Source organism: Streptomyces anulatus, assembly GCF_000721175.1.
Taxonomy (GTDB): Bacteria; Actinomycetota; Actinomycetes; order Streptomycetales; family Streptomycetaceae; genus Streptomyces; species Streptomyces anulatus_C.
Map to the genome: position 1 here is coordinate 15,992 of NZ_JOEZ01000055.1, position 14,402 is coordinate 30,393.

Genomic DNA, 14,402 nt, shown 5'->3' on the forward strand with positions numbered 1-14,402 from the left:
CTCAGCTCTCCTGTCGCTGGCGGCGGGTGGTGGGCTGGGTGACCCGGTCGAGCATCAGGCCGAGGCAGACGATGGCCGCTCCGGCGACGAGGCCGGTGGCCAGGTCGCCCTGGGCGAGGCCGAGGACGACCTCGTAGCCGAGTGCGCCCGATCCGACGAGTCCGCCGATGATGACGACGGCGAGGACCAGCACCACGGCCTGGTTGACGGCGAGCAGCAGAGAGGGCCTGGCCAGCGGGATCTGGACCTGGCGCAGTTGCTGGCCCGGGGTCGCGCCCAGCGAGCGGGCGCACTCCATCGCCGCCGGGTCGACGCCCCGCAGCCCCTGGGTGGTGACGCGGATGACGGCGGGCAGCGCGTAGATGACCGCGGCGGCGGCGGCGGGGGCGCGGCCGACGCCGAAGAGGGCGACGACGGGGATCAGGTAGACGAACTGCGGCATGGTCTGGAAGACGTCCAGGACCGGTCGCAGCAGCCGTTCCAGTCGCTCGCTGCGTGCCGCGCCGACGGCGACGCCGAAGCCGATGACCAGGGTGACCGCGACGGCGGCGAGCACCTGGCTGAGGGTGTCCATGGAGGGATCCCACACACCGAGCACGCCGATCGCGGCCATGGCGAGGACGGCGGTGGCGGCGGTGCGCCAGGTGCCGATGGTCCAGGCGAGGGCGGCGACGATGAGGAGCACCGACCACCAGGGCAGCCCGGTGAGCCCGCTGCGCAGCGGGTTGAGGATGCCGCTGGTGAAGTGGGAGGCGAGGTCGGCGGTGCCGCCGACGACGGGCACCCCGGTGTAGAGGTGGTCGACCATCCAGTCCTTGGCGGTGTTGACCGGACCGGCGATGGCCACGGTCACGTCCTCGGGCCAGACCCGGCCGTCGGTGGCCCGTCCGACGGCGGCGACGGCCGCGGTGACCACGGCGGCCAGGGTCCAGCCGCGCCAGCCGTGCAGCAGGGCGGGGCCGGTGGGCTCGGCGCCGATGCGGCGGCCGGCCGCCTCCGTCGTACGGTCCAGCACGACGGCCAGCAGCACGATCGGGATGCCCGCCGCGAGGGCGGCGCCGACGTCCACGGACGACAGCGCCTGGTAGACCCGGTCACCGAGGCCGCCCGCGCCGATCACGGACGCGATGACGGCCATCGACAGCGCCATCATGATGGTCTGGTTGAGACCGAGGAGCAGTTCCTTGCGGGCCAGCGGCAGCCGGGCACTCAGCAGGCGCTGCCTGCCGGTCGCGCCGAGCGAGGCGACGGCCTCCATGACGCCGCTGTCCGCGCCGCGCAGGCCGAGCGCGGTGAGGCGGGCCATCGGCGGAGCCGCGTACACGACGGTGGCGAGGACGGCTCCGGGGACGCCGATGCCGAAGACCAGCACCACGGGCAGCAGATACGCGAAGGCGGGCAGCACCTGCATGGTGTCGAGCACCGGGCGCAGGATGCGGAACGTGCGGTCCGAAAGCCCGGCCGCCAGGCCGAGGAGCAGCCCGAGCACGACGGACGCGAGGACCGCGACGACCATCAGCGCGAGCGTCTGCATGGTCGGCACCCACATGCCGAGCAGCCCGCAGACCAGGAACGAGACGGCCGCGGTGAGGGCGAGGCGGAGGCCCGCGACCCGCCAGGCGACGGCGGCGGCGAACACGGTGACGCCCGCCCAGCCGAGGGCCAGGAGGACCAGGTACACCCCGCGCACGGAGAGCACGACGGCGTTGCTGATGTGGCCGAAGAAGTAGAGGAACAGCGGGTGGCTGTCGCGGTTGGAGACGATCCAGTCCGTCACGTCGCCGAGCGGCGCCGAGAGGTCGGCGGTCAGCGCGTCGGGCCAGATGCCCCCGCCCCAGCGGCTGTGCACGACGGGAACGACGACGGCGGCGACGAGCGCGAGCAGCAGGAGCTTGGCCGCGGCCGGGTGGTCGCGGAGGGCGGCCACCGGTCCCCGGCGTGCGCCCGCCTGCACGGCGCGGGCCGGGGTGGCCTGTGCGGTGGCCATCAGAGGGTCACCTCGCGGGAGCCGTCCGGCGCGTCTGGCGCGGCGGAAGCGTCCTGGGCGGTGGAGGCGGTGGCCGCTTCGCCCGGTCCTGTCGTTCCGGCGACGACGTCGAGCAGGCACGCGTGGTCGACGACGCCGACGAGCCGGCCGCCGTCCATCACCCGGGCGGCGGGGTCGCCGGAGCGGGAGACCGCCTCGATGGCCTCGGAGACGGTGGCGTCGGGGCGCACGGCCGGGCCGCGTTCGCCCTCCCCGGCGAGCGCGGGGCGCATGGCGGTGGCGACGGTGAGGACCTGCTCGCGCGGCACGTCGCGGACGAACTCGCGGACGTAGTCGTCGGCGGGCGAGCCCACGATCTCCTCGGGGGTGCCGAGCTGGACGATCCCGCCGTCGCGCATGAGCGCGATCCGGGTGCCCAGGCGCAGCGCCTCGCTGAGGTCGTGGGTGATGAAGACCATGGTGCGGCCCTCCTCGCGGTGCAGCCGGACCACCTCGTCCTGCATCTCGCGGCGGATCAGCGGGTCCAGCGCGCTGAACGGCTCGTCGAAGAGGAGGACGGACGGGTCCACGGCGAGCGCGCGGGCCAGGCCGACGCGCTGCTGCTGGCCGCCGGAGAGCTGGGACGGGCGGCGGTCCTCCAGACCGGCGAGACCGACCTTCTCCACCAGTTCGGCCGCCTTCACACGGCGTTCGGCCTTGCTGAGGCCCTGGATCTCCAGGCCGTAGGCGACGTTGTCCAGCACCGTGCGGTGCGGCAGCAGTCCGAAGTGCTGGAAGACCATCGCGGCGCGGTGGCGGCGCAGTTCGCGCAGCCGGGCGCGGTCCATCGCGAGGACGTCCTCGCCGTCGATGGCGAGGGTGCCGCTGGTCGGCTCGATCAGCCGGGTCAGACAGCGTACGAGGGTCGACTTGCCGGAGCCCGACAGGCCCATGACGACGAAGACCTCGCCCTTGCGGACGTCGAAGGAGACGTCGCGGACGGCTGCGGTGCAGCCGGTGGCCTCGCGCAGTTCGGCGGGCGGGAGCGCGGCGTGCTCGCTGCCGGGGATCCGGTCGGCCTTGGGGCCGAAGACCTTCCAGAGGTTACGTACGGAGAACACGGGGTTCTCGTCGGTTTCGCCGGCCCCTGCGTTCCCTTCGGGCTCGGCGGCCTTGAGGGTCTCGGTTCCGGTCATCGGACATCGCCTCCGGTGCTGGTGCTGGTGACCGGAGCGGCGGCTCGCGCCTGCCCGGCGAGGAGTTCGGCGCACTTCTCGCCGACCATGAGGACGCCGATCATCGGGTTGACGGCGGGCATGGTCGGGAAGACCGACGCGTCGGCGACCCGGATGCCCTGAAGGCCCCGGATGCGCAACTGCGGGTCCACGACGGCCTGTCGGTCGTCGGCCGCGCCCATCTTGCAGGTGCCGGCCGGGTGGTACACGGTGTGGGCGACCTTGCGGGCGTACTCGCTGATGTCCTCGTCCGAGGTGACCTCGGGCCCGGGGCAGACCTCGCGCTTGAGCCAGTGGGCGAGCGGTTCGGTGGCCGCGATCTCACGGGCGAGCTTGATGCCGTCGACCAGGGTGCGGCCGTCGTGGTCGTCCTCGTCGGTGAAGTAGCGGAAGTCCAGGGCCGGCTTGACCTCGGGGTCGGCGCTCGTGAGGTAGAGGCGGCCCCGGCTGCGCGGCTTGGGAATGTTCGGCGTCATCGACACCCCGTGCTCGGGCTTCTCGTAGCCGAGCCGCTCCGGGTTGTCGGTGAACGGGATCTGGTAGAAGTGGAACATCAGGTCCGGGCCCCGGGATCCGGGGTCGCGGCGGACGAAGAGTCCCGCGTCGGAGTCCATCGCGGAGTTCTCCGGGATGGGCCCGTCGGTCTCCCAGACGATGACGGACTCGGGGTGGTCGAGCAGGTTCTCGCCGACGCCCGGCAGGTCGTGGCGGACGTCGATGCCCAGTGCGGCCAGGTCCTCGCGCGGGCCGATCCCGGAGTGCAGCAGCAACCGGGGCGTGTCCACCGCGCCGGCGCAGACGATGACCTCGCGGGCGGCGCGCAGCAGGATCTCCTCGCCGTCCTTCGTCCGGACGTGTACGCCGGTGGCGCGGTTGCCGTCGAACTCCAGGCGGTACGCCCACGTCTCCAGCATGATCCGCAGGTTGGGGCGGTCGCCGGCCTCGATGTGCGGGTGCAGGTAGGCGACCGAGGCGGAGGAGCGCTTGTTGTTCTCGGGGTGGTAGGCGAGGTCGAAGAATCCGACGCCCTCGTGGAACGGCTCGCTGTTGAAGCTGTCCACGCGCGGGACCCCGGCCGCCTCCTGGGCGGCGTCGACGAAGTCGCGGGCGATGGCGTTGCGGTCCTTCTCGTCGACCGGGACGATGTTGTTGCGCAGCTTGGCGAAGTACGGGTCCATCGCGGCCGCGTCCCAGCCCTCGGCGCCGGCCTCGGCCCACTCGTCCCAGTCGCCGGGCAGCGGCTTGAAGCTGATGAGGGTGTTGTGCGAGGAGCAGCCGCCGAGGACCCGGGCGCGGCTGTGCCGGATGTGGGAGTTGCCGCGCGGCTGCTCGGTGGTGGGGTAGTCGTAGTCGAGGTCGCCGCCGAGGAGGCCGAGCCAGCGGCGCAGGGTGAGCACGTCGTCGCGGTCGATGTCGGTGGGGCCGCCTTCGACGACCGTGACGGTGACGTCCGGGTCCTCGGTGAGCCGGGAGGCGATGACCGAGCCGGCGGTGCCGCCGCCGACGATCACGTAGTCGGCCACGGGGCCGTCGGGGACTGCGGTGCTGCGGGGGGTGGAAGGCATCGGTCACTGCTCCTTCTGCAAGGTTCGTGCGTGTGCGTGGTGCTGCGAACAGCCGGGCGGGACCGGGCGGGTCCGGAAAGGGGCCCGGTCCCCGCAGGCGTCAGCCGGCGAACCAGCGCTGGGGGCGCGGGTTCAGGTTCTGGTAGATGTGCTTGGACTCGCGGTACTCGGCGAGCCCCGTCGGGCCGAGCTCGCGTCCCGTACCGGACTTGCCGAAGCCGCCCCACTCGGCCTGCGGCAGGTAGGGGTGGTAGTCGTTGATCCAGACGGTGCCGTGGCGCAGCCGGCCCGCGACCCGGCGGGCGCGCCCGGAGTCGGTCGTCCAGACGGCGCCCGCGAGGCCGTAGTCGGTGTCGTTGGCCAGCGTGATGGCCTCTTCCTCGGTACGGAAGGTCTCGACGGTGAGAATCGGGCCGAAGGTCTCCTCACGGACCACCTTCATCTCGCGGTGGCAGCCGTCGAGGACGGTCGGCCGGTAGAAGTAGCCGCCCTCGGGCCGTACGTCGCTGGGCTTCGGGCGTTCGCCGCCGGCCCGGACGATCGCGCCCTCCTCGCGGGCGGAGGCGACGTACGCCTCGACCTTGGCGAGCTGCTGGGCGGAGACGAGGGGGCCGCACTCCACGCCGTCGAGGGTGCCCCGGCCGAGGCGGATGGCGTCGGCGCGGCGGGCCAGCTCGGTGACGAACCGCTCGCTGATGCTGTCCTGGATGATCAGGCGGGCGCCGGCGGAGCAGACCTGGCCGCTGTGGAAGAACGCGGCGTTCAGGGCCTGGTCGACGGCGGTGTCGAAGCCCTCCTCGGTGGCGCAGGCGTCGGCGAAGACCACGTTGGGGTTCTTGCCGCCGAGCTCCAGGGCGACCTTCTTCACGGTCGGCGCGGCGGCCTGGGCCACCTTCGTACCGCTGGCGAGGCCGCCGGTGAAGGAGACCAGGTCGACGTCCGGGTGCTCGGAGAACCGGGCGCCCACCGGGTCGCCCGCGCCGGTGACCAGATTGGCCGCGCCGTCGGGCAGTCCCGCCTCGGAGAGCAGCCGCATCAGGTGGACGGTGGAGAGCGGGGTGACCTCGCTGGGCTTGAGCACGAAGGTGTTGCCGGCGGCGAGGGCCGGGGCGATCTTCCAGCTGGCCTGGAGGAGGGGGTAGTTCCAGGGGGCGATCAGGGCGCATACGCCGACGGGCTCGTGGACGACGATGCTGTGGACCTCGGGGTCGCCCGCGTCGACGACCCGGCCGCCGCTCTCGTTCATCACGAGGTCGGCGAAGTAGCGGAAGGCGTTCGTCACGTCGTCGACGTCGACCCGGCCCTCTTCGAGGGTCTTGCCGGTGTCGCGGCTCTCGGTGATCGCGATCTCCTCGCGGTCCCGCTGGAGCAGCTCGGCGACCCGGCGCAGCAGCGCGGCCCGCTCGGCGACGGGCTTGTGCGGCCAGGGGCCGTCGTCGAAGGCGCGCCGCGCCGCCGCGATCGCCGCATCGGCGTCCTCGGCTCCGCCCTCCGCGACGACGGCCAGGACCGTGGCGTCGGCGGGGTCGAGGACCTCGCGCGTCGCGCCTGATCCGGCGGCCCGCCAGGTGCCGTCGATGTGGATGGTATTGAGCGCCGACATGTCGATTTTCGCCTTCCGTGCCTGAAATGCCCCCTCCGGTTCGGCCGGGGCGGTGCGCGGTGGACCGGGGTACGGCGCACCAGCAGCCTGGACCCCTCCCCGGTACGGCGGAATGTATGCCGAGAAATTCACTCAGAGTGATACGGCTCACGCGGGAAGGACGCATGAAGGCTCCTCGGAGGGGCTCGGAGAGCTGTCGCGGACGCCGTGCACCGGTGCCGTCGCACGCCTCAGGCGGGCCGCTCCGCGCGCGAGCCATCCGGATACGTCATGCCGCGTCGGCGTGCCGCGTCGGACAGGAGGGAGGCCGTGCCGGAGCGGTGCGGCGCGAGCGCCAGGAACCCCGGTCCTGCCGGTCCTGGTGGCATCCGGCCCCTCCCCCGCCCGCCGACCGTGCCGTCAGTCCAGGAGGACGGGGAAGGCGGCCATGTCGTTCTGCGTCATCACCGGAAGCTTGGTGATCTCCTCGTCCGGGACGGCGAGGCGGAGGCCGGGGAAGCGCCCGAACAGGGCGGGCAGCGCGATGCCCGCCTCGACGCGCGACAGGGCCGCGCCGGGGCAGATGTGCGGGCCGTGGCCGAACGTCATGTGGCGGCCCCGCGTGGGCCGGGTGATGTCGAAGGCGTCGGCGTCGGGGCCGTGCTGCTCGGTGTCGCGGCCGATGGCCCGGTAGGAGATGACGACTCCTTCACCCTGGCGGATCACGCCGTCGCCGACGGCGATGTCCTCGGTGGCGAACCGCATCAGCAGATGGGTGGTGGGGGTGTCCCAGCGCAGCGTCTCCTCGATCACCGCGTCCCAGGCGGCCTCCCCGGCGAGCACCATGCGGAGCTGCTCGGGGTGGGAGAGCAGGGCGCGCACGGCGTTGAGGACGAGGCCGATGGTGGTCTCGTGCCCGGCGGCGACCATGGCTTTGAGGTTGCCCACCACCTCCTCCTCGGTGAGCGGTTCGCCGCCCTCCTCGGCCTGGATCAGCGCGCTGGTGAGATCGTCCGTGGGCCGGGCGGTCTTCTCCCGTACGAGGTCGGTGTAGAAGACGTCCAACTCGGCGAGCAGCGCGAGGCGTTCGTCCTGCGGGGTGAGCATGGAGAAGAACGCCTTGTACTGCCTGGTGAGCATGGCGTGCTGGGACTCGTCGACGCCCATGAGCATGCCGACGACCCGCATCGGCAGCGGCTGGGCGAACACCGCCTTCAGGTCGACGACCCCGTCCTCGCCCCGCGCGGCGTCGAGGGCGTCCAGCAGTTCCTCGGTGAACTTCTCGATGTCCGGGCGGATCGCTTCGAGCCGGCGCGGGGTGAGCGCCTGCGAGGTCTTGGTGCGCAGCCGCCGGTGCTCGGGCCCGTCGACCGTGAACATGGAACGCCCGGCGTCGATCATGCCGATCAGCGGCCACGCGTGTGTGACCGCCCCGCTCTGCCAGAGTTCCCAGGCGTTGATGTCCTTCACCAGCCGCGGTTCGACGAGGAGTTGACGCGCCTCGGCGTGCCGGGTGACCGTCCAGGCGGGTACGCCGAGGAGGTCGATCCGGGCGAGGGCCCCGGCGTCGCGCAGCCGCGTGGTCTCGCCGTCCAGGTCCTGGACCATCGGGTCGATGGTGATGGTCCCGGCGCCCGGGTCTGCGGGTGCGGCTTCGGCGTGCGGGCAGTTCACAGCGCGTCTCCTGTCGTGCGTACGGGGGTGAAGCGGACGGGCAGCGCGGTCATGCCGCGCAGGAAGGCGGACGGCCGGCGGACCAGTTCGGCCGCGGGGACGGCCAGTTCGAGGTCGGGCAGCCGGTCCAGCAGCACCTCGATGCCGGTACGGGCGATGATCTCGGCGATCTCCTGGGCGGGGAAGGGGCAGCGGTACTCGCCGTGGCTGAACGCCAGGTGCGCGCTGTTGCCGCCCTGTCCGGAGCGGACGGCGGAGGCGGTGACCTGCTGCCGGATGTGGGGGTCGGCGTTGGCCGCGCCGAGGCCGAGGAGCAGCATGTCGCCGCGGGCGATGTTCCGGCCGCCGAGCTGGGCGTCGCGCGCGGCCCAGCGGCCGGCCAGGATCTGGGTGGGGCCGTCCTCCCAGAGCACCTCGTTCATGGCTTCGGCGACACTGTGCCGGCCGCCGGACAGGGCGTCGGCGAACTGGTCCTCGGTGAGCATCAGCCGGGTGGAGTTGCTGATCCAGTCGGCGGTGGTCAGGTGCCCGGCCGCCGTGACGGCCATCAGGTCGAGCGCGTACTCCTCGTCGGTGAACGGTCCGGGGTGGGCGAGCATCCGGGAGGTCACGTCGTCCCCGGGCCGCGCCCGCTTGGCCGCGACGAGCCGGTGCATGTGCTCGCCGAAGCGCTGGTTCGCCTGCTGGGCCCCGGGCCCGCCGTCGGCGAGGTCCTTGAGCACCCGCGCGATGTCGGCGCCCTCGTCGTCGGGGAAGCCGACGAGCCGGGCGAGCACGAGGACGGGCAGCGGCTCGGCGAACTCGGCGACGAGGTCGGCGGTGCCCCGGCTGCACACGGAGTCGATGAGCCGGTCGGCCAACTGCTCGCAGTGCTGGCGGATCTCGAAGGGGTCGGCGCCTTCGAGAGCCGGTACGACCATGTCGACGTGGCGGCGGTGCTCGGCCCCCGCGGTGAAGTAGATGGACGGCATGGGGGTCCCCACCATGGGCAGCAGCGGCCAGTCGGCGGGGACGTTCTCCCACTGGTTCCACAGCGAGACGTCCCGGGGGTACAGCTCCCCGTCGCTGGTGACCTGGTGGAGTTCCCGGTAGCCGATCACCAGCCAGGCGGGAAAGCCCCCGGGCAGCTCGACCGGGACGACGGGCCCGTGTTCGCTCCGCATGGACCGGTAGAGCACCTGCGGTTCGGTGGGGAAGCCGGGCCCGCCGAGCGCGACGGCACCCTCGGCGGCGCCCATCGGGCAGCCTCCGTCGGCACCGGCCGTGGACGCGGGCATGGCGGACGAGGGATTCGGCATCGTACGGACTCCAGTGGCGGCGGCTTCGCGCGTTGTGACCATACGATCAACGCGGGACCACTATAAGGAGATTGCGTGAATCCTCGGAGCTCTTCGCGCTCATTCCCGGCCGGACTTCGACCGGTTCGGCCTCTCTTCCCGCTCTCTCCCCTATGACATCGGTACACCTTTGATCACCAGGTCGGCATCGGCGCGGGTCGTCGCCGGCCGGCGCCGGAGTTCGACGCGGAGGGCCATCCTGTCGACAACCTCATGGTGTACGGCGCCCTCGCCTGACCGGCGGCATACGTGAACGGCGTCCTCGCCTGAGCGGCGGCGTATACGGCCGGGGGGATCCGGATGGCAGCCGGACGGACAGACTCGTGCCATCCGATGTCTACCCGTGGGTAACTGCCGCTGCTTTGATGGGGGCACCCGGTTCACCCCCCACTACATCGCAGGAGACCTCGTGCCGAACACCGCGCTCCGCCGTCTGACCGGCGTGGCCCTGTCCGCCACACTCGCCACAGTCACGCTCGCCGTGACCGCACCGCAGGCAACGGCTGCCGAGACCAGCGCCGAGACCCCCTCGCTGCGGGTGCTCTCGTACAACGCGTTCCTCTTCAGCAAGAACCTGTACCCCAACTGGGGCCAGGACCACCGAGCGGCCGAGATCCCGAAGACCTCGTTCTTCCGGGGCAATGACGTCGTGGTGATCCAGGAGGCCTTCGACAACGGCGCCTCCGACGCACTGCTGCGGAACGCCGCCGCCCAGTACCCGTACCAGACGCCGGTGATGGGCCGGAGCAAGAGCGGCTGGGACGCCACCAGCGGCTCGTACTCGGCGACGACCCCGGAGGACGGCGGCGTCACCATCCTGAGCAAGTGGCCGATCGTGCGCAAGGAGCAGTTCGTCTTCAAGGACGCGTGCGGGGGCGACTGGTTCTCGAACAAGGGCTTCGCGTACACGGTGCTGAACGTGAACGGCACCCGGGTCCACGTCGTCGGCACCCACGCCCAGTCGACCGACCCGGGCTGCTCGGCGGGCCAGGCGGCGCAGATGCGCAGCCGGCAGTTCAAGCAGATGGACGCGTTCCTCGACGCGAAGAACATACCGGCCTCGGAACAGGTCGTCGTTGCGGGCGACTTCAACGTGGACGCGCACTCCGCCGAGTACGCCTCGTTCCTCGGCGACGCCGGCCTGACCGCGGCCGACACCAAGACGGGCCACACGTACTCCTTCGACACCCGCGACAACTCCATCGCCTCCGAGCGCTACCCGGACGACCCGCGCGAGGACCTGGACCACGTCCTGCACCGCACCGGCCACGCCAAGCCGTCGGGGTGGAAGAACGACGTGATCAAGGAGGAGAGCGCCCCCTGGACGGTGTCCAGCTGGGGCACGGACTACACGTACACGAACCTCTCCGACCACTACCCGGTGATCGGTTCCGCCAGCTGACGCCGCGGGTGAAACGATCGGGGCCCCTGCCCCGCCCGTGAAGGACCCGCTCCATGGACACCGTCGCCCAGCCGTCGTTCCGCCTCCTCCCCGGAAGCCCCGAGTCCCCGGTACTGCTGCACGTACCGCACGGGTCCCGGACGATTCCCGAGGAGGTACGCGGCGGGATCCTGCTGGACGACGGCGCCCTGGAGCGGGAACTCGACCACATCACCGACTCCCACACCGCCGGACTGGCGGCCCGGGCGGCCGCCGCCTGCGCCGTCCGGCCCTGGAGTCACGTCAACGCCCTCTCCCGCCTGGTCGTCGACCCCGAACGCTTCCCGGACGACCGCGAGGAGATGCGCGCCGTGGGCATGGGAGCGGTCTACACCCACACCACGCACCGCGAACGGCTGCGCGGCCCGGACGCCGACGAACGCGCTCTGCTGGAGCGGTACTTCCACCCGTACGCGCGGGCGCTGACGGAGGCCGTCGACGCCCGGATCGCCGCCACGGGCCGTGCGGTGGTCATCGACGTGCACTCGTACCCGACCGCTCCCCTCCCGTACGAGCTCCACGCCACCGGCCCCCGCCCGCCCGTCTGCCTGGGCACGGACCCGTTCCACACCCCGCCGGAGCTGCGCTCCCTGGCGGAGACGGCGTTCGCGGGCTTCGGCGGCACGGGCGTCGACAGCCCGTTCGCCGGCACGTACGTCCCGCTGAAGCACTACGGCACCGACCGCCGCGTCACCGCCCTGATGATCGAGATCCGCCGCGACACGTACATGAGCGAGCCCGGCGGGCCTGCCGGGGCGGGACTCGACGCGCTGGCGGGGGCGCTGGCGCGGCTGGTGGATGCGGTCCAGCGGACCTGAGCTGTACGCGGGTTGACCCCCACGAGATGTGCCCACGTGCGAGGACGAGGCGCTTGAGAGCGCTCTCCGACCCCATGTGGAGGCTGCCTGAGCGCATGGCACACCGTCAAGAGTTGAAGCAATAACAGCCTGGACCCGTCGGCATTTCATGAGTGAGCGAACGCGGCACGCCCTCGGATGCCCTGCGGGGCGCACGGAGAGCGCAACTCCTTGCACGTCACGGCAGGTCGACGCAAGTCGCCACGCGGATGCTGTCTTTGAGTATTGACGGCCTTTCACTCCAGTCCTACGTTGTCGACGTCTTGAGAGCGCTCTCAGAAAGGTGAGTATGAGATCCCACAGAATTCCGGCGCTGGTGACGACGGTCGCCCTGGCCGCAACGGCTCTGGGCACCGTCGGCACCGGCGTCGCTTCGGCCGCCACCATCGAGGTGGGCAGAGGCAGTTACAGCGATGTGCGGCCCCCCGGCACTCAGGGGCCGTCGAACAACGGTGGCCAGGCGGTCAAGCCGAAGGTCACCCCGGCCATGGCGGACACGCCCGTGCCGACGAACGACTGGTGGTCGTCACTGGCCTTCCAGCGTTTCTCCGGCAACCCGTGGTCGGAGAACATGTACGGCCACCCCCTCACCTACAAGGCGGTGTCCGGCGGCCTGGAGGTCGGCTACCCGACCGAGCACGAGATCGTGGGCGGCGGCCGTCAGTACGAGTTCCCGCACAAGGCCGACCTGACCCTGGGTCTCGCGGGCCTCAACTCGCCCGACGCGAAGGCGGCGGGGTGGAGCGACTGGACCGTCAGCCCGTACTGGAACGACGGTGCGCGCAGCCTGCGGACGACCATCGGCCACGGCATGCCGTACGTGTACGCGGAGGGGACCGGAGGCGCGGCGCAGATCCGCGCCGCTGCCCCGCCCACCGTCTTCGCCGACCAGGGCAACGTCCTGGGCGTCACCATCTCGGGCCACCACTACGCCCTGTTCGCCCCGAGCGGCAGCGACTGGACCGTGTCGGGCAACGACATCCGGGCCGGCCTGGGCGAGAAGGACTACTTCTCCCTGGCGGTCCTGCCCAGCAAGGACGCACTCGCCGATTACGAGAAGTACGCGTTCAGCTTCGTGACCGGTTCGAAGGTGGACTGGGAGTACCGGGAGGGCGACGGCGAGGTCGAGGCGACCTACTCGCTGACCACCGAGGCGAAGGAGGGCGACGAGACCGGAACCCTCCAGGCGCTCTACCGCCACCAGTGGCTGCACACCGCCGACCCGCTGACCGACTACAGCTACGTTTCCTCACGCGGCGAGATGAAGGTCCGCGAAGGCACGTCCTTCACGACCACGCAGAAGGTCAACGGGGTCCTGCCCGGCCTGCCGAGCGCCGCCGGCGTCGACAAGGCCAAGCTCAGGACCTACATCAATGACGTTCTGACGCAGGGCGACCCCTTCAGCGGCGCCATCGACACCTACTGGACCGGGAAGGCCCTGGGCAAGCTCGCCCAGCTCGTGCCCATCGCGGACCAGATCGGTGAGACCGCGAACCGTGACAAGCTGCTCACCCTGATCAAGGGCCGTATGGAGCAGTGGTTCACGGTCGGTGGCCCCTCGGAGTTCTCCTACGACAAGGACTGGCGCACCCTCACCGGTTACCCGGCCTCCTACGGCAGCGACCAGGAGCTCAACGACCACCACTTCCACTACTCGTACTACGTGATGGCCGCGGCCGTCGTCGCGCAGTACGACCCGGAGTGGGCCGCCGACTCCGAGTGGGGCGGCATGGTGAAGGAACTCATCAGGGACGCGGCGAACCCGGCGAGGGACGACACCAAGTACCCGTTCCTGCGCGGTTTCGACGTCTACGCGGGCCACAGCTGGGCCGCCGGTCACGCGGCCTTCGCCGCCGGCAACAACCAGGAGTCGTCCTCGGAGTCGATCAACCTCAGCGCGGGCCTGATCATGTGGGGCTCGGCCATGGGCGACAAGGCGCTGCGCGACCAGGGCGTCTACATGATGATGACGGAGTCGGAGTCGATCGCGCAGTACTGGTTCGACGCCGACGAGGAGGTCTATCCCGAGGACTTCACCCACGATGTCGTCGGCATGGTCTGGAGCAGCGGTGGCGCCTACGCCACCTGGTGGACCGCCAACCCCGAGGAGATCCACGGCATCAACTTCCTTCCGATGACGGGTGGTTCGCTGCACCTGGCCCGTGAGAAGGACATGCTGCGCCGCAGCGTGGCCGAGATGGAGGAGGAGAACGGCGGCCCGGCCGTCGAGTGGAAGGACATCTTCTGGCAGGTCCAGGCCCTCTACGACCCGGCGAAGGCCATGAGTTACTGGGACCAGTGGAACGGCGGTTACGTCCCCGAGGCGGGCGAGACCAAGGCCCACACCTACCACTGGGTCGCCACGATGAACGCCATCGGGTCGCCGGACATGACCGTCACGGCCAACACGCCGTCGGCTGTGGCCTTCGAGAAGAGCGGCACCACGACCTACACCGCCCACAACTACGGCGCCGAGGCGTGCTCGGTGGTCTTCTCCGACGGCGGTGTGCTGAACGTCCCGGCGAGGTCGACGGCGTCCGGCGCGGGTGACGACACCGAGCTCGACACCCTCTGCGGCGCCCCGGCGGGTCCCGGCGACGAGAAGCCCGGCGCACCGGGCACCCCGGTCGCCGACGACGTCACCGACACCTCCGTCAAGCTGACCTGGCAGGCGGCGACGGACGACAACGGCATCAAGGAATACGACGTCTACCGCGGCGACACCAAGGTCGCCACCGTCACCGA

Annotated in this window: 9 protein-coding genes; 3 read left to right on the forward strand and 6 right to left on the reverse strand. The window is 71.3% G+C overall.

What is annotated here, in order from left to right; all coding sequences use genetic code 11:
• Nucleotide 1: 1 nt before the first annotated feature.
• The 6 genes from IG90_RS0136850 to IG90_RS0136875 form a co-directional block, all read right to left on the reverse strand.
• Nucleotides 2–1,987 carry an ABC transporter permease gene (locus IG90_RS0136850; protein WP_030594879.1) on the reverse strand — a complete coding sequence of 662 codons (1,986 nt, stop codon included), beginning with the start codon at nucleotides 1,985–1,987 and terminating at the stop codon, nucleotides 2–4.
• Nucleotides 1,987–3,162 (reverse strand): quaternary amine ABC transporter ATP-binding protein, encoded by a 1,176-nt coding sequence (locus tag IG90_RS0136855; RefSeq protein ID WP_030594882.1) that lies wholly within the window; start codon nucleotides 3,160–3,162, stop codon nucleotides 1,987–1,989. Before IG90_RS0136855 ends, IG90_RS0136850 begins: the two co-directional genes overlap by 1 nt.
• Nucleotides 3,159–4,766: a GMC family oxidoreductase gene (locus tag IG90_RS0136860; protein ID WP_030594885.1), complete on the reverse strand. Its 1,608-nt coding sequence runs from the start codon at nucleotides 4,764–4,766 to the stop codon at nucleotides 3,159–3,161. Before IG90_RS0136860 ends, IG90_RS0136855 begins: the two co-directional genes overlap by 4 nt.
• Nucleotides 4,767–4,866: 100 nt before the next feature.
• Complete coding sequence (locus tag IG90_RS0136865) at nucleotides 4,867–6,369, reverse strand: aldehyde dehydrogenase family protein (RefSeq protein ID WP_030594888.1); 1,503 nt, start codon at nucleotides 6,367–6,369, stop codon at nucleotides 4,867–4,869.
• 399 nt (nucleotides 6,370–6,768) lie between these two features.
• A complete protein-coding gene (locus IG90_RS0136870; RefSeq protein ID WP_030594890.1) occupies nucleotides 6,769–8,022 on the reverse strand; it encodes a cytochrome P450 family protein in 1,254 nt (417 codons plus the stop codon).
• A complete protein-coding gene (locus IG90_RS0136875; protein WP_030594893.1) occupies nucleotides 8,019–9,320 on the reverse strand; it encodes a cytochrome P450 in 1,302 nt (433 codons plus the stop codon). The genes IG90_RS0136870 and IG90_RS0136875 overlap by 4 nt, the downstream gene beginning before the upstream one ends.
• Before the next feature lie 448 nt (nucleotides 9,321–9,768).
• Between IG90_RS0136875 and sph the strand changes: the two genes are divergently transcribed.
• From sph to IG90_RS0136895, 3 genes are all read left to right on the forward strand, one after another.
• Nucleotides 9,769–10,761: a sphingomyelin phosphodiesterase gene (gene sph, locus IG90_RS0136885; RefSeq protein ID WP_030594896.1), complete on the forward strand. Its 993-nt coding sequence runs from the start codon at nucleotides 9,769–9,771 to the stop codon at nucleotides 10,759–10,761.
• A 53-nt stretch (nucleotides 10,762–10,814) separates the two neighbouring features.
• Nucleotides 10,815–11,618: an N-formylglutamate amidohydrolase gene (locus IG90_RS0136890; RefSeq protein ID WP_030594899.1), complete on the forward strand. Its 804-nt coding sequence runs from the start codon at nucleotides 10,815–10,817 to the stop codon at nucleotides 11,616–11,618.
• 328 nt (nucleotides 11,619–11,946) lie between these two features.
• Nucleotides 11,947–14,402, forward strand: a 2,456-nt coding sequence (locus IG90_RS0136895) for a glycosyl hydrolase (protein WP_051870774.1), incomplete at its 3' end; no start/stop codon positions are given.

What these genes read in the sequence shown, in the direction of transcription:
- IG90_RS0136850 (WP_030594879.1), bottom strand. Translation starts at nt 1,987, where the DNA reads ATGGCCACCGCACAGGCCACCCCGGCCCGCGCCGTGCAGGCGGGCGCA.
- IG90_RS0136855 (WP_030594882.1), bottom strand. Translation starts at nt 3,162, where the DNA reads ATGACCGGAACCGAGACCCTCAAGGCCGCCGAGCCCGAAGGGAACGCA.
- IG90_RS0136860 (WP_030594885.1), bottom strand. Translation starts at nt 4,766, where the DNA reads ATGCCTTCCACCCCCCGCAGCACCGCAGTCCCCGACGGCCCCGTGGCC.
- IG90_RS0136865 (WP_030594888.1), bottom strand. Translation starts at nt 6,369, where the DNA reads ATGTCGGCGCTCAATACCATCCACATCGACGGCACCTGGCGGGCCGCC.
- IG90_RS0136875 (WP_030594893.1), bottom strand. Translation starts at nt 9,320, where the DNA reads ATGCCGAATCCCTCGTCCGCCATGCCCGCGTCCACGGCCGGTGCCGAC.
- IG90_RS0136890 (WP_030594899.1), top strand. Translation starts at nt 10,815, where the DNA reads ATGGACACCGTCGCCCAGCCGTCGTTCCGCCTCCTCCCCGGAAGCCCC.